Origin of the sequence: Streptomyces sp. CG 926, assembly GCF_003148825.1 — a bacterium.
Classification (GTDB): domain Bacteria; phylum Actinomycetota; class Actinomycetes; order Streptomycetales; family Streptomycetaceae; genus Streptomyces.
In genome coordinates this window covers 1-1,337 of the sequence record NZ_QGGZ01000043.1, presented here as the reverse complement: position 1 = coordinate 1,337, position 1,337 = coordinate 1, and the positions used below count along the sequence as shown (strand labels likewise).

Annotated in this window: 2 protein-coding genes; both read right to left on the bottom strand. The window is 68.0% G+C overall.

Annotation, left to right across the window (positions count from 1 at the left end):
- Positions 1-11: 11 nt before the first annotated feature.
- The gene (locus BCL76_RS38380; protein WP_109784119.1) at positions 12-335 is read right to left on the bottom strand and encodes a hypothetical protein; all 324 of its coding nucleotides are present in this window, start codon (positions 333-335) and stop codon (positions 12-14) included.
- 74 nt (positions 336-409) lie between these two features.
- Positions 410-1,279, bottom strand: coding sequence for an IS5 family transposase (locus BCL76_RS38375; RefSeq protein WP_109784118.1), 870 nt, complete (start codon positions 1,277-1,279; stop codon positions 410-412).
- Between the last annotated feature and the right edge of the window lie 58 nt (positions 1,280-1,337).

Sequence of the window (1,337 nt, the reverse complement as noted above, 5' to 3'; positions counted from 1 at the left end):
TAGGGCTTGTTTTAGAAGTTGCTGGCGTGCCGTCGTCCGGGGAAGTCGCGGGCGGCCATCCAGATGGTGAGGTCGCGGGCGATCTGGTCGATGCTGGTCTCGGTGGTGACGTCGTGTTCGCGGCGGGTGGTGTCGCGGCGAACGACCTCGAATCCGCCTTCCTCCAGGACCGCGACCGAGGTGAACCAGACTGGGTCGTCCTCGTCGGGCTGGATGACGACGAAGGTGTTGTCCGAGCCGTTGAGGTCGCCGATCAGCATGAACAGCGCGTCCTCGGACGGGTCCTCGATGTGGTCGCCGCTCTCACTCTCGGCCCGGTAGTACGCAGCCCCCATCGGCCCTGTCTCCCCTTCAACCCGCTGACCTGATCGCGGCCAGAATGACACGCGGGACCGACACTCCCGGCAGGTCACAGCCATTCGTTGATCGCGGCGATGAGGACGGTTGCCTCGAAGCGGACCGCGAGCTTGTCGAACCGGGTCGCCACCGCCCGGTTCCGCTTCAGCCGGTTGATGCCGCACTCCACCGCGTGACGGGCCTTGTAGTCCTCACGGTCAAAGGCCGGAGGCCGCCCGCCAACCGCGCCCCGGCGCTTGCGGTGGCCGGCCTGATCGGCAGGTTCAGGAATCGTGCAGCGGATCCCGCGCCGACGCAGATACGCACGGTTCGCCCGCGATGAGTAGGCCTTGTCGCCACGGACCCGCAGCGGACGAACCCGTGGTCGCCCCAGTCCGAGGCGAGGGACCCGGATGGCTTCCAGCACAGCCGTGAACTGCGGGCTGTCTCCTCGCTGACCGGCTGTGACCAGCAGCGATAACGGCTTCTGGCCTTGTTCGCAGGCGAGGTGAATCTTCGTGGTCCAGCCGCCGCGGGAACGACCCAAGCCGTGGTCGTCGGGTTCGGCCTGGCGGCCGCCCGGCGGTTCCTTCTGGCCTTGGCCGTCCCGCCGGGCACCGGCCGCGTGCTGATGGGCCCGGCAGATCGTGGAGTCGACGTTCACCTCCCAGGTGATCAGCCCGGCTGCGTCCGCTCTCGCCTGCAACCCGGTCAACACCACCGACCAGACACCCTCACGTTGCCAGCGACGGAATAGCCCATAGACCGTCTGCCAGGCACCGTACTCGGGTGGCAGATCCCGCCACGGGGCCCCGGTCCGCACCCGCCAACGGATCCCGTCAATCAACCGCCGCCGGCACGCCGACGGCCTGCCCAGCACCGCGACCGGCAACAACGGCCCCAGCACCGCCCACTGCTCATCTGAAAGATCCCCTCGCCCCACACCGAGATCATCACGGCACAGGGCGAGACACGGACCCCAGTTCTAAAACACGGCCTAG